14 protein-coding genes are annotated in these 14,436 nt (G+C 70.3%); 11 read left to right on the forward strand and 3 right to left on the reverse strand.

Annotation, left to right across the window (positions count from 1 at the left end):
• Positions 1-150: 150 nt before the first annotated feature.
• From VZQ01_RS27375 to VZQ01_RS27410, 8 genes are read left to right on the forward strand one after another with little or no spacing between them, the layout of a single operon-like run.
• Entirely contained in the window at positions 151-723 is a 573-nt protein-coding gene (locus VZQ01_RS27375) for a Na+/H+ antiporter subunit E (RefSeq protein ID WP_194869425.1), read from the forward strand.
• Positions 716-1,012 (forward strand): MrpF/PhaF family protein, encoded by a 297-nt coding sequence (locus tag VZQ01_RS27380; protein ID WP_223751364.1) that lies wholly within the window; start codon positions 716-718, stop codon positions 1,010-1,012. The genes VZQ01_RS27375 and VZQ01_RS27380 overlap by 8 nt, the downstream gene beginning before the upstream one ends.
• Positions 1,009-1,320, forward strand: coding sequence for a monovalent cation/H(+) antiporter subunit G (gene mnhG / locus VZQ01_RS27385; RefSeq protein WP_223751365.1), 312 nt, complete (start codon positions 1,009-1,011; stop codon positions 1,318-1,320). The genes VZQ01_RS27380 and mnhG overlap by 4 nt, the downstream gene beginning before the upstream one ends.
• Entirely contained in the window at positions 1,317-2,249 is a 933-nt protein-coding gene (mbhE, locus tag VZQ01_RS27390; RefSeq protein WP_223751366.1) for a hydrogen gas-evolving membrane-bound hydrogenase subunit E, read from the forward strand. The genes mnhG and mbhE overlap by 4 nt, the downstream gene beginning before the upstream one ends.
• Complete coding sequence (locus tag VZQ01_RS27395; RefSeq protein ID WP_426745111.1) at positions 2,246-2,575, forward strand: NADH-quinone oxidoreductase subunit K; 330 nt, start codon at positions 2,246-2,248, stop codon at positions 2,573-2,575. Before mbhE ends, VZQ01_RS27395 begins: the two co-directional genes overlap by 4 nt.
• Complete coding sequence (locus VZQ01_RS27400; RefSeq protein WP_426745112.1) at positions 2,572-3,999, forward strand: complex I subunit 5 family protein; 1,428 nt, start codon at positions 2,572-2,574, stop codon at positions 3,997-3,999. Before VZQ01_RS27395 ends, VZQ01_RS27400 begins: the two co-directional genes overlap by 4 nt.
• Positions 3,996-5,483 carry a proton-conducting transporter transmembrane domain-containing protein gene (locus tag VZQ01_RS27405; protein ID WP_408889238.1) on the forward strand — a complete coding sequence of 496 codons (1,488 nt, stop codon included), beginning with the start codon at positions 3,996-3,998 and terminating at the stop codon, positions 5,481-5,483. The genes VZQ01_RS27400 and VZQ01_RS27405 overlap by 4 nt, the downstream gene beginning before the upstream one ends.
• Positions 5,480-7,219, forward strand: coding sequence for a complex I subunit 5 family protein (locus tag VZQ01_RS27410; protein ID WP_426745113.1), 1,740 nt, complete (start codon positions 5,480-5,482; stop codon positions 7,217-7,219). Before VZQ01_RS27405 ends, VZQ01_RS27410 begins: the two co-directional genes overlap by 4 nt.
• A gap of 263 nt (positions 7,220-7,482) precedes the next feature.
• Here the strand turns inward: VZQ01_RS27410 and ileS are convergent, their stop codons facing one another.
• The 3 genes from ileS to VZQ01_RS27425 form a co-directional block, all read right to left on the reverse strand.
• On the reverse strand, positions 7,483-11,229 hold the full coding sequence (gene ileS / locus VZQ01_RS27415; protein WP_426745114.1) for an isoleucine--tRNA ligase: 3,747 nt from the start codon (positions 11,227-11,229) through the stop codon (positions 7,483-7,485).
• A 61-nt stretch (positions 11,230-11,290) separates the two neighbouring features.
• Positions 11,291-11,833, reverse strand: a complete 543-nt coding sequence (locus VZQ01_RS27420; RefSeq protein ID WP_223751372.1) for a hypothetical protein — start codon at positions 11,831-11,833, stop codon at positions 11,291-11,293.
• 103 nt (positions 11,834-11,936) lie between these two features.
• Positions 11,937-12,539, reverse strand: coding sequence for a TetR/AcrR family transcriptional regulator (locus VZQ01_RS27425; protein WP_267699575.1), 603 nt, complete (start codon positions 12,537-12,539; stop codon positions 11,937-11,939).
• A gap of 62 nt (positions 12,540-12,601) precedes the next feature.
• Here VZQ01_RS27425 and VZQ01_RS27430 point away from each other — a divergent pair, with 62 nt between their 5' ends.
• From VZQ01_RS27430 to VZQ01_RS27440, 3 genes are all read left to right on the forward strand, one after another.
• Positions 12,602-13,021: a DUF4345 domain-containing protein gene (locus tag VZQ01_RS27430; protein ID WP_426745115.1), complete on the forward strand. Its 420-nt coding sequence runs from the start codon at positions 12,602-12,604 to the stop codon at positions 13,019-13,021.
• 117 nt (positions 13,022-13,138) lie between these two features.
• Positions 13,139-13,705 (forward strand): imm11 family protein, encoded by a 567-nt coding sequence (locus VZQ01_RS27435; RefSeq protein ID WP_426745116.1) that lies wholly within the window; start codon positions 13,139-13,141, stop codon positions 13,703-13,705.
• Positions 13,706-13,725: 20 nt separating this feature from the next.
• The gene (locus tag VZQ01_RS27440) at positions 13,726-14,325 is read left to right on the forward strand and encodes a TetR/AcrR family transcriptional regulator (RefSeq protein WP_426745117.1); all 600 of its coding nucleotides are present in this window, start codon (positions 13,726-13,728) and stop codon (positions 14,323-14,325) included.
• The last annotated feature ends 111 nt before the right edge of the window (positions 14,326-14,436 follow it).

The raw sequence follows: 14,436 nt of genomic DNA on the forward strand, positions 1-14,436 counted from the left end.
GAATCGACAGGCCCCGAGCGCGTCCCTGGAGCCTCCGGGCTTCGTCGGTTATGCGCCACTGCGTCCACCAAGCGTCCGATGACGAACGTGACGAGGGACTCCGTCCGCCGCGTGCGGGGTGGCTGGCCTAGGGTCCGACGCGTGGACCACGTGGATACTGGAGACGCGCGCGCGAGCGCGGAGGAGGGCCGGAGTCGGACGCCTCGGCTGGACGTGGGGGCCTGGAAGAGCGCGGTGGCGCGCGTGGTCTTCCTGGCGCTGACGTGGTGGGCGCTGTGTGACGGCGACCCGAGCAGCCTGACGTTCGGCCTGGTGGTGGTGGGCGTCGTGTCCGGGGTGAGCTTCGTGTTGAGTCCGCCGCGTCGCCACGCGTGGACGCTCCTGGGCGTGGCGGGCTTCGCGCTCTTCTTCCTGAAGGGCTCGGTGCACGGCGGCTTCGACGTGGCGAAGCGAGCCCTCTCGCCCAGCCTGCCCATCTCCCCCGTCTTCGTCCGCTACCCGATGCGCCTGCCCGAGGGCGCGCCCCAGACGCTGTTCCGCATCACCCTCAGCCTGATGCCCGGCACGCTGAACGCGGACGTGGAGGGCGAGGAGCTGGTGGTGCACGCGCTCGTGGACCGGGGGCAGGGCATCCATGAGGAGCTGGAGGACCTGGAGCGCCGCGTGCGCCGCCTGTTCGGCCTGGACGCGTCCGCTCCGCCGCGGGAGGGCGCCCATGCATGAGTTGCGCACGGGCCTGGCCCTCTTCCTGCTCCTGAACATCCTGGCCGGCATGGTGCGCGTCGTTCGTGGGCCCACGCTGACGGACCGCTTCATCGTGGCGCAGCTTTTCGGCACCACGGGCGTGGGCGTGCTGGTGCTGCTCGCCGGGAACGAGGGGAGCGCTCCCCTGCGGGACGTGGCCCTCATCTTCGCGTTGCTCGCGCCCGTCACGGTGGTGGCCTTCGTGCGCTTCGCGGTGGGCAGCGACGCGGAGGACGCGCGCGCTCGCGGCGAGGAGCCGCGCCGATGACCCTCCTCGACGGTGTCTCTTCGGCGTTCATGCTCGCGGGCGCGGGCTTCTGTCTGGCGGGCACGGTGGGCGTGCTGCGCTTCCCGGACGTGTACTGCCGGCTGCACGCGCTCACCAAGGTGGACAACCTGGGGCTGGGCCTGGTGGTGGTGGGCCTGGCGCTCCAGTCGGGCTCGTGGGCCACGGCGCTCAAGCTGTTCCTGGTCTGGCTGTTCGTCCTCGTCGCCAGCGCCTTCACGTGTCAGCTCATCGCCCGCGCGGCGCTGCGGCGGGGCACGCCCGCCTGGACTGGACGGCGGGAGTCATGATGGACGGGCTGCTCGACGCGAGCCTCGCCATCTGTCTGCCCCTCCTGGCCTGGCTGGTGCTGAGGACGGAGGCGCTGTCGCAGGCGGTGGTGCTCTTCGTGGCCTTCGGCCTGTTCTCCGCGCTGGGCTGGGCGCGGCTGGACGCTCCGGACATCGCGCTGGTGGAGGCCGCGGTGGGCACGGGCCTGACGGGCGCGCTGCTGATGCACACGCTGAGCTGGACGGAGGAGGACTCCTCGGACGTGCGCGCCCGCGCGCGGCGCAGGCCCTGGGCGCTGTTGTGCACGGTGGCGCTGGCGGCGCCGCTGGGCTGGGCGGTGCTCGCGCTGCCCGCCGACAGCCGGGGCCTGGGGCCGCTCATCGCCGCGCGCCAGGGGGACAGCGGCGTGGAGCACCCCGTCACCGCGGTGCTCTTGAACTTCCGGGGCTACGACACGCTGCTGGAAATCGCGGTGCTGCTGGTGGCCGCGCTGGGCGCGCGCGCGGTGAACCCGCGCAGCGAGCGGCCGGACAAGGAGGCGATGGAGGACCCGCTGACGGGGGAGCTGTTCCGGATGATGACGCCCGCGCTGCTGCTGGTGGCGGGCTACCTGGTCTGGGTGGGCGACCACGGTCCGGGCGGAGCCTTCCAGGCGGGCGCCATCCTCGCGGGCGGCGGGGTGGTGGCCATCCTCACCGCGCGCATGGGCACGCCGCGCATGTCGTCCCCCCGGGTGCGCTGGGCGCTGCTCACCGGGCCGTTGATGTTCATCCTGGTGGCGGTGGCGCCGCTCGTCTCCGGAGGGCGGCTGCTCGAGTACCCCCAGAAGTACGCGGGCACGCTCATCTTCGTCGTGGAGGCGGCGCTGACGGTCTCCATCGCCATGGTGCTGTTGATGTTCTTCCCCGGGACGCGGCCGCCCCGGGCGCTGCCGGAGGAGACGCCGTGAGCCCGTGGGTCGTCTATGCGCTTTCGGGCGTGGCGATGTTCAGCGTGGGGTTGGTGGGGCTCTTCTCCCATCAGCACGTGGTGAAGCGCATCCTCGCGGCGAACATCGCGGGCTCCGGCGTGCTGCTGGTGCTGGTGGCGCTCGCGCGGCGGGTGCCCACGGGCGTGCCGGACCCGGTGCCGCACGCGCTGGTGCTCACGGGCATCGTGGTGTCGGTGAGCGCCACGGCGCTCGCGGTGGCGCTGGCGCGGCGCATGGCGCGGCTGCAGGCCGAGCAGTCCCACACCCCGGAGCGGGAGCCCGTCTCCGATGGGGAGCTCTCATGACGGGAGCCTCGGCCTTGATGGCGTGGCCCGTCGTCATCCCTCTGCTGGGCGCGGTGCTGGCGCTGCTGGTGGGACGGCCCGCGGTGCGCCTCATCTCGGGCGTGACGTCGGTGGCCACGCTCAGCGCGTCCGCCGTGCTGGCGTGGGAGGTGGCGCACCGGGGTGTGCTGCGCCAGAGCATCGGCGGCTGGGGCGTGCCGCTGGGCATCGAGTGGCGGGCGGACGGGCTCGCCGTGCTGATGATGCTCACCATCGCCCTGGTGGGCTCGCTCACCAGCGTCCACGCGCTGGACCACCTGCCGGACCGGGAGGACCGGGAGTTCCTGCCGCTGTGGCTGCTGGTCTGGTGCGCGCTCAACGCGCTGGTGCTGTCGGCGGACGCCTTCAACCTCTACGTCACGCTGGAGCTGACCACGCTGGGCGCCGTGGCGCTCATCGCGGTGCGGCGGGATTCGCCGGGGCTGGACGGAGGGCTGCGCTACCTGCTCTTCGCGCTGCCGGGCTCGCTCTGCTACCTGCTGGGCATCGCGCTGCTGTATGGGGCCTATGCGGCGCTGGACGTGGGGCTGCTCGCCGAGCGCGTCCAGCCCGGGCCGGTGACGTGGGTGGCGGCGGCGCTGGTCACGGTGGGGCTGTGCCTCAAGACGCCGCTGTTCCCGCTGCACGTGTGGCTGCCGCCGACGTACGCGGGCGCGCCCACGCCGGTGACGGCGCTGTTGTCCGCGCTCATCTCCAAGGGCTCCTACTACGTGCTGTTCCGGCTGTGGATGGAGGTCTTCGCGCCGGTGATGGACGCCCAGGTGGCGCAGTTGCTCGGGGCCCTGGGCGCGGCCGCCGTCATCTGGGGCTCGTTGCTGGCGCTGCTCCAGTCGCAGCTCAAGCGCGTGGTCGCGTACTCGAGCGTCGCGCAGATCGGCTACCTGTTCCTCGTCTTCCCCATGGCGACGGAGGACGCGAGGGCGGGGGCCATCTACCTGGTCGTCTCGCACGCGGCGGCCAAGGCCTCCATGTTCGTGGCGGTGGGCAACATCCACCAGGCGGTGGGCATCACCACGCTGGGCGGAGTGCAGGGGCTGGCGGGGCGGATGCCGTTCACCTTCCTGGCGCTCGGCCTGGGAGGCATCAGCCTGATTGGCATTCCCCCGAGCGGGGGCTTCATCGCGAAGTGGCTGCTGCTCAACGCGTCCATCTCCACGGGCCAGTGGTGGTGGGGCGTGGTGCTGCTGGTGGGCAGCCTCCAGGCGGCGGCGTACGTCTTCCGCATCCTCCGGGGCTCGTTCCTGCCGCTGCCCGAGGGCGTCACGGTGCGCGCCATCCCGCTGGGCAACGAGCTGGCGCCGTTCGCGCTGGCGCTCATCGCGCTGGTGCTGGGGCTGGTGCCCTGGTTCCCGTTGGGGCTGCTGGCGGTGGGGGCGGCGCGATGAACACCTGGCTGCCCATGTGCGTGCTCTTGAGCTCGCTGTTGCCGGGGCTCATCATCTTCCTGCTCTCCGAGGAGGCGCGGCGCACGCGCACGGTGCTCAACCTGACGGCCGCGGCGACGAAGCTGCTGCTCACGGCGGCCATGGCCTGGGGCGTGTTCCAGGGGCGTCAGTACGAGTCGCGCGTGACCTTCTTCCCCAACGCGGACCTGGTGCTCAGGGCGGACTCGTTCAGCCTGCTCTTCATCACGCTGTCCGCGGTGCTGTGGTTCGTGACCACCATCTACGCGGTGGGCTACCTGGAGGGCACCGGGCACCGCAGCCGCTTCTTCGGCTTCTTCTCGCTGTGCGTCGCCTCGACCATGGGCATCGCCCTGGCGGGCAACCTCCTGACGTTCTTCCTCTTCTACGAGATGCTCACGCTGTCCACGTACCCGCTGGTCATCCACCGCGGGACGAAGGAGGCGCTGCGCGCGGGCAACGTGTACCTGCGCTACACGCTCAGCGGCGCCACGCTGCTCCTGGCGGGCGTGGTGCTGCTCTATACGCTGGCGGGCTCGGTGGAGTTCACCGAGCGGGGGGCGCTGTCGGCCGTGGCGGGCCACCGCGCGGAGTTGACGGTGGCCTTCGCGCTGCTCATCGGCGGGCTCGCGGTGAAGGCGGCGCTGGTGCCGTTCCATGGCTGGCTGCCGGTGGCGATGGTGGCGCCCGCCCCGGTGAGCGCGCTGCTCCACGCTGTCGCGGTGGTGAAGGCGGGGGCGTTCGGCATCACCCGCGTCATCTACGACGTGTATGGCGTCTACCTGGTGCACGACCTGGGGGTGACCCGTCCGTTGGCCGTCGTCGCGGCCATCACCATCCTCTACGGTTCGCTGAAGGCGCTCCAGCAGGGGGACTTGAAGAAGCGGCTGGCCTACTCGACGGTGAGCCAGGTGGCGTACATCGTGGCGGGCATCTCCATCTTCGGCACGGTGTCGACGATTGGAGGGCTGGTGCACCTGGTGCATCAGGGGGTGATGAAAATCACCCTGTTCTTCTGCGCGGGGAACTACGCGGAGGAGCTGCACCTGCACCGGGTGAAGGAGCTGCGTGGGGTGGGGCGGCGGATGCCGCTGACGACGGCGGCCTTCACCATCGCCGCGCTGGGGATGATTGGGATTCCGCCCGTCGCGGGCTTCATCACCAAGTGGTACCTGGGCATCGGCGCGCTGGAGGCGGACGAGTCGTGGCTGGTGGTGGTGCTGCTCTTGAGCAGCCTGCTCAACGCGGGCTACTTCCTGCCCATCGTCTACTCGGCGTGGTTCCAGGCGCCGCGTGAGGACTGGACGCCGAGCACGCGTCCCCACGGGTGGGAGATTGGCTGGGCGCTGCTGTTCCCGACGGTGGTGACGGCGGCGCTGTCGGTGGCCGCCGGGCTGTTCGCGGGCGCGGAGCTCAGTCCCCTGGGCTGGACGCGGCTCATCACGGACCGGGAGTTCCGGCCATGAGCTGCTGGGAGGAGGTACCCACGCTGCTGGTCATGGCGACGTTGGGCGTGCCGCTCTTGCTCACGGTGGCGGTGATGCTGCCGGCGACGCGCAAGGGGGGCGCCCTGCTGGCGCCGTGGGCGGCGCTGCCGACGGTGGTGCTGGGCTTGAGCGCCGGGGCGACGGTGTATTGGCCGCACGTGCTGTTGGGCATGCGGCTGTACGCGCCGGACGAGGTGACACGGACGTACCTGCTCTTCACCGGCGTGTTGTGGCTGTTCTCCGGGCTCTTCGCGCGAGGGTATCTGCGCGAGGACGGGCGGAAGGCCTCGTTCTGGGGCTTCTACCTGGCGACGCTGGTGGGGAACGTGGGCGCGGTGCTCGCGCGGGACATGGCGAGCTTCTACCTGTTCTTCGCGATGATGACCTTCTGCGCGTATGGGCTCGTGGTCCATTCGCGGGACGAGCGCGCGGCGCGGGCGGGGCGCGTGTACATCATCATGGCGTTGGTGGGCGAGGTGCTGCTGCTCGCGGCCTTCTTCCTCATCGCGGGCACGCGCATCAACCTGACGTTCGACGAGGTGCCGCGCGTGGTGGCGCAGTCGCCCGAGCGCGCGCTCATCTGCGTCCTGATTCTCGCGGGCTTCGGCGTGAAGGTGGGCGTGCTGCTCTTGCACATGTGGCTGCCCCTGGCGCATCCGGTGGCGCCCGCGCCGGGCAGCGCGGTGCTCAGCGGCACCATCATCAAGGTGGGCGTGCTGGGCTGGCTGCGCTTCCTGCCGCTGGGCGAGGCGAGCGTGCCCCAGGTGGGGCAGGTGCTCGTGGTCCTGGGCCTGGCGGCGAGCTTCTACGGCGTGCTGGTGGGGCTGACGCAGAGGGAGGCGAAGACGGTGCTCGCCTATTCGAGCATCAGCCAGATGGGGTTCTTGACGCTCGCGGTGGGGCTCGCGTTGGGCGCACCGGAGGCGGCGCCGGTGTTGGTGGGCGCGGTGCTCGTGTATGCGACGCACCACTCCCTGGCGAAGGGGTTGTTGTTCCTGGGCGCGGGGCTGGTGCACGAGACGGGGCGCCGGGGCTGGCGCGCGGTGGTGGTGTGGGTGGGGCTGGTGTGGGCCGGGCTGGAGATCGCCGGAGCGCCGCTGACGAGCGGGGCGTTGGCGAAGTTGTCGTTGAAGTCGGCGGAGGCGGTGGCGCACGCGCCGGAGGTGGTGCCGACGCTGTTGTCGCTGGCGGCGGTGGGCAGCACGCTCATCATGGCGCGCTTCCTGGTGACGGTGCTCCCCGATGCGCCCGAGCAGGGGACTCGCGCCACCGGAGGGATGTGGTTGTCATGGGTGCTGCTGCTCGTCGTGGACACGGTGCTGCTGGTAGGGCCGCCGGTGGGCTCGGAGTTCCTGCCCAAGCTCCTGGAGCCGAAGAATCTGCTGTCCGCGGCCTGGCCCGTGGCGCTGGGTGTGGCCGTGAGCGTCGTGGCGTGGCGCATGGGCCGGAGCGTGCCGGAGATACCGGCGGGGGACGTGCTGTGGCCCTTGTCGCGGCGGGTGCTCCCCGGGTGGCGACTCTTGACGCGAGGGGCGGAGCGCGAGGACTCGAAGCCGAGTGAGTTGACGGTGCGCACGCTGCGCGGGTTCGAGCGGATGCGGGACCTCTTCCTCCGCGCGGTGGGTCGCGGGGAGGAGGGGCTGAGCCGGCTGAGCCACGTGGGCTTCCTGCTGCTGGTGTTCCTGGGCGTCTTCCTGTTCCTGCTGGTGCGTTGAGGCTGCGCGGGCTCGCGAGGGCGTCGCCGGTTCACAAGGGCTTCGCGCCGGTGTCGGCCTTGCTCTCGCGCCGCGATGTGGGGCCGGCGGAGCCATGCGCGCTTCGCGCGGATGTTGCTCCTGCCCTCGCGCCAGGGCCGGGTGTCGCTGAACCCGCGAGCTTCGTGAGGGTGGGCCCGGGGCGTGCCTGGCGCCCGCGCGCTCGCGCGAAATAGCGCACCCCGGGGCGCGGCCCGCGTGTCGAGCACGCGGGCCGGTGAGGCTCAGCCGCGCTGGACGCGCAGGCGGGCCGGCAGGCCGTTGAGGCTGACCTCCTCCTCCTGCCCGGTGAAGCCCTCGGGCCCCACGTGGATGGCGGAGGCGAGCGTCTCCCGCGCAATCAACGCGCGGCCCTCGTCCGTCACGCGCTTCACGCGCGCATCACCGTCCACCCAGAGCTGGATGGTGTCCGTGTAGCCCAGCTCCAAATCCTTGCGAGCCCCCTGCACCCGCGCGAGCAGCTCGCGCACGAGCCCCTCGTCGACGAGCGCCTCGGTGAGCTGCGTGTGGAGCACCACCACGCCCGCGCCGGTGCCCGCCGCCGCGAAGCCGGGGTTGGCCTCCACGAGCGTCTCCAGCTCCTCGCCGGTGAACACCAGCTTCTCGCCGCCCAGCTCCAGCGCCACCTGCCCCGTCTGGAGCAGCTCGCGGTGCAGCGCGCGCCCGTCGCCCGTGTCGAACGCCTTGCGCACCGGCGCCAGCTTGGGCCCGAGCCGCCCGCCCACCGCGCGCAGGTTCGGCCGCACCCGGAAGCGCACCACGTCCGCGTCCGGGCTGCCCGGCTCCACGAAGCGCACCTCGTGCACGTTCAGCTCGTCCGCGAGCAAGTCCTTGTACGCGGCCAGCCGCTCCGTCAGCTCCTTGCGCGCGAGGATGATGTCCGCGCGCGCCAGCGGCTGGCGCACCTTGAGCTTGTTGTCCGTGCGCACCTTGAGGCCCGGCGACACCAGCTCGCGCACCGCCGCCATGTCCGCGGCCAGCTCCGCGTCGATGAGGCTCGCGTCCGCCTTGGGGAAGTCCGCCAGGTGCACGCTCTCCGGCTGCGTCGCGGGCCAGGGCTTGCGCACCAGGTTGCCCCACATCTCGTCGGCGAAGAACGGGATGAACGGCGCGGAGATGGCGGCGATGGTGGTCAGCGCCTCGTACAGCGTGAAGTAAGCGTCCTGCTTGTCCTGCTCCAGGCCGGCCGTCCAGTACCGGTCCCGGCTGCGGCGCAGGAACCAGTTGGACAGGCCGTCCACCAGCGCCACCAGCCGCTGGGCCGCGTCGTACACCTGATAGGTGTCCAGCGCCTTCTCCACGTCGCGCAGCGCCAGCTGCACCTCGGAGAGGATCCACCGGTCCAGGAGCGGGCGCTGCTTCACCTCGCGCCAGCCCTGGCTCTGCTTCACCGCCTCCCACGGCGCCGCCTTGGCGTCCGGGTTGCCCTTCGCCGGGTTGAAGCCGTCGATGTTCGAGTAGATGGTGAAGAACGAGTAGACGTTGCGCAGCTTGATTTGAAAGTCCTTCTGCAACAGCCGCACGTTCGCCAGCGAGTGGCGCGTGTTGGACCACGTGGGGCTCGCCGCGTAGAAGAACCAGCGGAACGCGTCCGCGCCGGGGGCCTTGGCGTTGGGGTCCTTCACGGTGACGCGCTCGGAGGCCGCGAGCCTGGGCACCTCCACCGGCATCACGCCCGCGCCCTTGGCGGACGGCGCCACGCCCAGCTTCTCGTGCTCCGCGGGCCCGAGCAGCACCACGCGGCGCTTGAGCTTCTTGTGCGCCTTCACCGTCACGGTGACAAAGACGTCCGGCCGGTCCGGGCGGAACACCTGCACCTTGGCGCCCTCCACCAGGTCCAGGCCCTCCAGGTCCTCGCGCGCGATGAGCGCCACGCCCGGCTCACCCGGCATGCCCGCCTCGGCGGCGGTGAGCACCGCGAAGTCCATGCGCACTTCGTCGAGGATGATTTCGGGCGGCGTGTAGTTGCCCTTGGACTTGGACTCCTTGCGGCCCTCCTTGTCGGAGACGTGCCCCAGCACGATGCAGCTCTTGTACGGGTGCGGCCACTCCCGCTGGGGCACGAGGCCCAGGCGCGCCTGCGTCTCCTCGTCGAAGACCAGCGTGCTCACCATGAGCAGGGAGTAGAACCACCCGCGCGTCTGGTCGATGGCCTCGGAGATGAAGTCCGCCGGGAAGGCGCGGTTGAAGAGGGCGTGCGAGCCCTCCGCATGCGGGAAGCCCCACTGCGCGAAGGGCATGCAGCCCGAGTCGAACCACACGTCCACCACCTCGGGCACGCGCACGAAGCGGCCCGGGGTGCCCGGCTTCTCGTACGTCACCTTGTCAATCCAGGGCTTGTGGACGATGAGGTGGCGCGCGTTGGCCTCGTGCGGCTTGCCCTTGAGGAACGCGGCGAGCTCCGACTCCACGGCGCCCAGGTTGCTGCCGGGCTTCTGGCGCAGCGCCTCGAGCGAGGGCACCGCCTCCACCTCGCCCGTCTCCGAGTGGACCCACAAAGGCAGCGGCGTGCCCCAGTAGCGCTCGCGCGACAGGGCCCAGTCGACGTTGTTGGCCAGGAAGTCGCCGAAGCGGCCTTCCTTGATGTGCTCGGGCACCCAGTTGACGGCGCGGTTGTTGGCGATGGCGCGGTCCTTCACCGCCGTGGTGCGGATGTACCAGGCGGGGCGGGCGAACTGGATGAGCGGGTCGTCGTCCGCGCGCCAGCAGAACGGGTACTCGTGCTTGTACTGCTCGGTGACGAGCAACAGGCCCCGCTCCTTGAGGTTGCGCTGGATGTCCTTGTCCGCGTCCTTCACGAACTTGCCGGTGACGAGCGGCACGTCCTCGGAGAACGTGCCGTCCGGCTTCACCGCGCAGAACAGCTCCATCGCGTGCGGCTGGGCGAAGCGCTCGCGGTCCTTGCGGAAGGCGTCGTAGTCGTCCTCGCCGAAGGCCGGGGCGATGTGGACGATGCCCGTGCCGCTCGACAGCGTGACGAAGTCGGCGGCCAGCACGCGCCAGGCGCGCACGTCGTCGCCGCCGTCTCGCAGCGCCAGCCGCGTGTCCCCCTCCTTGGAGAAGTACACGTCGAAGGGCGGCAGGTAGCGCTGGCCCACCAGCGCGCGGCCCGGCTGCGTGTCGAGGACAGGCAGGTCCTTCTTGAGCTTCTTGGCCAGCTCCTCGCGCAGCGCGGCGGCGACGATGAGCTTGCGGTCGCCCGCGTCCACGGTGACGTAGTCGACGCCCGCGTTGACGGCCGCGTACATGTTGGACGGCAGCGTCCAGGGCGTGGTCGTCCAGACGAGCAGCGAGGTGTCCGGCGCGTCGCGCAGCGGGAAGGCGACGTAGACGCTCGGGTCGTCCACCGTCTTGTAGCCCAGGCCCACCTCGGCCGAGCTCAGCGCGGTGCCACCCTGCGGCCACCACCAGACCACCTTGTGGCCCTGGTACAACAGGCCCTTCTGGTGCAGCTCCGCCAGCGCCCACCAGACGCTCTCCACGAAGGGGCGGTGGTAGGTGACATAGGCCTGGTTCAGGTCCACCCAGAAGCCGATGCGCTCGGTGAGCCGCTCCCACTCGGAGGTGTAGCGGAAGACGGACTCGATGCAGCGCTCGGTGAAGGGCTCCACGCCATAGCGCTCGATTTCCGCCTTGCCGTGGATGCGCAGCTCCTTCTCCACCTCCACCTCCACGGGCAGGCCGTGGGTGTCCCAGCCCGCCTTGCGAGGCACGTAGTGGCCGCGCATCGTCTGGTAGCGGGGGAACAGGTCCTTGATGACGCGGGTGAGGACGTGGCCGTTGTGGGGCAGGCCGTTGGCGGTGGGCGGGCCCTCGTAGAAGACGAAGCTCTTGGCCCCTTCGCGCGCCTCGAGCGAGCGCTCGAAGATGCGACGGTCCTTCCAGAAGGCGAGGATGCGGCGTTCCTCGGCCGGGAAGTCCATCTCCGCGGGTACGGCGTCGAACAGGGCGGGGGGCGCTGACTCAGGCATGGTGGGTGCTTGATAGCACCCGGAGCGAGGGAGGGAAGGGGGCCCGAGGAGGGATGCGCTCCTAGTTCCAGGGATAGGACGGCTCGTAGGTGCTCGTGCCGCCCAGGAGGAAGGGGAGCTTGCCTGTCAGGACGAGTCCCACCTCGCGGCCCTGTCGGACGCGGCCGGGGACGCCGTCCGGGCCGAGCGCGCCGCCCTTGTCGCTCAGGGGCAGGCTGATGCGCACGCCCAGCGAGCCGTAGATGCCCGTGAGGAAGGGGGTGAGCTGCAGGCCCGTGGTGGGCAGGTGGTCCTCGGTTCCGGTGAGGTGGTAGGCGCCCAGCTCCAGGCCCGCGAAGAGCAGGGTGCCCTGGATGCCGCCGGCGAGGCGGGCCTCCCCCTGGGTCATCCACTGGGCCTGGGCGAAGGCGCCCAGGCTCTGGACTTCATGGACCCAGTTGAGGGTGGACTCCAGCCCCAGCCCGTAGCGGGGCTTGCCCGTGAGGTCGTCGATGCTGACGAGGGGGCCGACGGTGAGCCAGGTCTCGTTCTTGGGGAAGGAGACCTGGGCCTGCGACGCGAAGGGGAGGAGGACGAGGAGGGCGCAGAGGAGGCGTGGGTTCATGGCGTGCTGGAGTTGCAACGCACGGACCTGGAGGAAGTTGCAGCGGAGGCAGGGGGTGGGACGTGTGCAGGGGACTGCACGGTGCGCAGCGGCTGGCGCACGCTCATGAAGTCGAGCGCGGGGCGCGGACGAAGAGCCGGCGCGCGGTGCGCAGCAGCAGGTCCTTGTAGCGAGGCTGGGAGTAGCCGCGCTCCAGGGTGAGGTGTTCCCAGTTGCGCACGGACAGGAGCGTCCAGAGCAGGTCGGTGGCCTCGCGCGGTGTGTAGTCGGGGGAGAGGGTGTGGTCGGTGCGCAGGGCTTCGATGGCGGCGGCGCAGCCTTCGCGCATGTCCTCCATGCGCTTCTTCCAGGCCTCGGCGGCCTCTTCGTCGGTGTCGGCCATGGCCATCAGCGCCTTGGCCACGCCGCGAATCTCGGGGATGTAGTCGGCCCAGGCGCCGACGTATGCGTCCAGGCGCTCCGCGCCGCTCTTCGCGGTGCGGCTGGGGACCAGGCGCGTGCGCACGTCCTTGAGCTCGTCCAGGTAGAGCGTGGTGGCGATGAGCAGGGCGGCCCGGGTGTTGAAGTGCAGATAGACGGCCTGACGGCTGACGCCGGCCTTCTTCGCGATGTCGCTCATCCGGACGGCCTGCCCCTGGCGTGTCTCCAACAGGTGCAGCGCGGCCGCGAGGATGCGGGTCCGGGTCTCCGGCGGTTCACTTGACATGATGTAAAGTCACGAATATCTCTCGCGGAGTCAATTGACACGGTGTCAAGCGAGGGGCGGCGATGCGAAACCGGATGACGAAGGGGGTGTTGCTGGTCGTGGGCGCAATCGGAGGGGCGATTGGCGCGGCGTTGTTGTTCACACCGCAGGCGTTCCACGGGTGGAGTGGAATCGACCATGGGGGGCAGGTGAGTCTGTTGAGCGAGGTGCGCGCGCCAGGAGGGGCATTGCTGGCGTGTGGGCTGCTCATCATGGCCGGCGGAATCTGGAGCCGGCTGACGTTCACGTCGCTGGCGGTGTCGACGACGATGTACCTGTCCTATGGCGTGTCACGGCTGTTGAGCCTGGCCGTGGATGGCACGCCCGCGCCGGAGTTGGTCGCGGCGATGGTGGCGGAGTTGGTGATTGGCGCGCTCTGCGCGGTGTTGTGGTCGAAGAGCGCGCAGATGCTGGGGCGTGCGGAGGCGCTCCCGGGGAGCTGACCGTGCGGAGACGTCGCGGCGAGTGACGGCATGCGAAGGCACGCACTTGTTCACGGCGAGGACGAACACGGCATGGCGTGCTGGTGACTCGACAGGAAGGAAGCGACACTCCTAGAGATGCCAGGGCGATACTTCAGGTGGACGGATGACGCCGAGGTGCCAGGGCGATGGCACCTCCGCAGTCCCGTGAACCTTCAAGGCCAGGAGGTGAACCCCTGGAGCTTCACGGCGGGGACACGTATCGCCGCCCCTGAGCCGTTGAGAGTCCCTGTCGCTCGCGCAGGTCGAGCGCTCGAATTCTCACTGACGGGCCTCGCGGTGCCAATCGTCCACGTCCGAGTGGCGACGCTGCTCACGGAACTGGCGCCCGAGGATGTGCAGGTCATCCCGGTGGAGATTCCGGGGTACCCCGAGCAGTACAGCATCCTCGTGGCGACGAAACTCATCGAGTGCATCGACGACGCGGCGTCCCGGGAGGTGGAGCGGTGGACCGCCGAGGACGGCCGGCCCGAGAAGGTGGGCCAGTACCGGGACGTGGACGGGCTGAGAATCGACCCCTCGAAGGTGAGTGAGGCAAAGCTCTTCCGGACGTGGGGCTGGTCCGTGGCGCTCATCATCTCCGAGGACCTCAAGCTCGCGCTGGAAGCGCTCGGTGTCACGGGGATGCGCTTCACTGAGGTCTGAGGTCCACCGTATGGTGGCGCATGGGAACGAAGGAACAGGACGCCCGGGAGCGCATCCTCCGGGCGACCATCATCTGCATCGAGCGCGACGGGCTGGATGCCACCGGCATCCGCGAGATTGCCCGCGAGGCGCAGGTGAACAGCGCCGCCATCAGCTACTACTTCCGCAGCAAGGAGAAGCTCATCACCCAGGCCCTGGACTCCACCCTGGACCAGGCCTTCACCCACGTCCTCCTCGACTTCGACAGGCTCCTCGATGAGGGGCTCTCCGTCCGTGATGCCTTCGAGACCCTGCTCGAGGACGTCGTCGGCAACGTCGGCCGCTACCCCCGCATCGCCCACGCCCACCTGCACGACGCGCTCGTGCACCAACGCTACGACGGCGCCGCCGTCCAACGCCTCAACACCTTCCTCGAAGCGCTGTCCCGAAAGCTCGCCCCCGCCACACCCCACCTGAAGGAAGCACGCCGCCGACTCGCGCTCACCCAGGTCTGGTCCTCCATCCTCCTCGTGTCCATGCTCCCCCGCGTCTTCGACCAGGTCCTCCTGCTCGACTTCCGCACCCTCGACACCCGCCGCGCCTGGGTGAAGCAATACACACGGCTGCTCTTCCCAGCCTGAGCCCCACCCCGGCGCGAAGCGTCAACTCCAGTGCAACGGCTGCTTTCCCGCCGTCTTGAACGCGTGAGACTCGAAGTCTCTGTGAGTGTTCACTCGTGGGCTGTCCAGCTC

The sequence above is a fragment of the Myxococcus faecalis genome (genome assembly GCF_050039385.1).
In the GTDB taxonomy this organism is placed as follows: Bacteria; Myxococcota; Myxococcia; order Myxococcales; family Myxococcaceae; genus Myxococcus; species Myxococcus fulvus.

What these genes read in the sequence shown, in the direction of transcription:
- VZQ01_RS27420 (WP_223751372.1), bottom strand. Translation starts at nt 11,833, where the DNA reads ATGAACCCACGCCTCCTCTGCGCCCTCCTCGTCCTCCTCCCCTTCGCG.
- mbhE (WP_223751366.1), top strand. Translation starts at nt 1,317, where the DNA reads ATGATGGACGGGCTGCTCGACGCGAGCCTCGCCATCTGTCTGCCCCTC.
- VZQ01_RS27410 (WP_426745113.1), top strand. Translation starts at nt 5,480, where the DNA reads ATGAGCTGCTGGGAGGAGGTACCCACGCTGCTGGTCATGGCGACGTTG.
- mnhG (WP_223751365.1), top strand. Translation starts at nt 1,009, where the DNA reads ATGACCCTCCTCGACGGTGTCTCTTCGGCGTTCATGCTCGCGGGCGCG.
- VZQ01_RS27440 (WP_426745117.1), top strand. Translation starts at nt 13,726, where the DNA reads ATGGGAACGAAGGAACAGGACGCCCGGGAGCGCATCCTCCGGGCGACC.
- VZQ01_RS27435 (WP_426745116.1), top strand. Translation starts at nt 13,139, where the DNA reads ATGCCAGGGCGATACTTCAGGTGGACGGATGACGCCGAGGTGCCAGGG.
- VZQ01_RS27425 (WP_267699575.1), bottom strand. Translation starts at nt 12,539, where the DNA reads ATGTCAAGTGAACCGCCGGAGACCCGGACCCGCATCCTCGCGGCCGCG.
- VZQ01_RS27400 (WP_426745112.1), top strand. Translation starts at nt 2,572, where the DNA reads ATGACGGGAGCCTCGGCCTTGATGGCGTGGCCCGTCGTCATCCCTCTG.
- ileS (WP_426745114.1), bottom strand. Translation starts at nt 11,229, where the DNA reads ATGCCTGAGTCAGCGCCCCCCGCCCTGTTCGACGCCGTACCCGCGGAG.
- VZQ01_RS27430 (WP_426745115.1), top strand. Translation starts at nt 12,602, where the DNA reads ATGCGAAACCGGATGACGAAGGGGGTGTTGCTGGTCGTGGGCGCAATC.
- VZQ01_RS27405 (WP_408889238.1), top strand. Translation starts at nt 3,996, where the DNA reads ATGAACACCTGGCTGCCCATGTGCGTGCTCTTGAGCTCGCTGTTGCCG.
- VZQ01_RS27380 (WP_223751364.1), top strand. Translation starts at nt 716, where the DNA reads ATGCATGAGTTGCGCACGGGCCTGGCCCTCTTCCTGCTCCTGAACATC.